We start from the raw sequence: 482 nt of genomic DNA, 5'->3' as shown, positions 1-482 counted from the left end.
TAACGTCTCTCGCATTCACGAACCCCCACTGGCTTAGATAGCTCCTATCTTAGCCAGTGCGGGGTTGTCCGCCTGAATCCGCATCCTCGAAAATGCTTCATGCGGACCAAGGGACGGCGGATGCCGGCCCGCTGCGTGAATGCTGTGTTATCTGAAGGAGTCCACTTCCCCGAGTTTACTTTCAAAATTCTTTTCCTCTTCCTTCTCGAAACATGTAATTAGAAAATATCCAAATAAGATACTTGAAATTACACTTGTATATCTAGAGTTATAAATGAGACCTCCAAATACGGGCGTTAAAATGTCTAGCCATCGTGGAACGAAATAATAAAGGCTGATATACAATGAAGGAACGACCAAAAAAACAAATCGGTTACCTCTAAATTTCCATCTCCCTAACTTCCTATATTCCCTATAAAGCTGTTCAATACCCACAGCAAGTCCAATTATTGAGGGTAAAAGAGCATACAGAAATATTAAGT

The 482-nt window shown here is 41.9% G+C and carries 1 protein-coding gene; it reads right to left on the bottom strand.

The window, feature by feature from the left end; genetic code table 11:
• Window positions 1-147 precede the first annotated feature (147 nt).
• On the bottom strand, window positions 148-482 hold a 335-nt coding region (locus JET16_RS30460; protein ID WP_233532470.1), incomplete at its 5' end, for a hypothetical protein.

Source organism: Paenibacillus alkalitolerans, assembly GCF_016482785.1.
Lineage (GTDB): Bacteria > Bacillota > Bacilli > Paenibacillales > YIM-B00363 > Paenibacillus_AE > Paenibacillus_AE alkalitolerans.
Note: the sequence above shows the minus strand (reverse complement) of the source record. Positions and strands in the feature narration are given on the sequence as shown.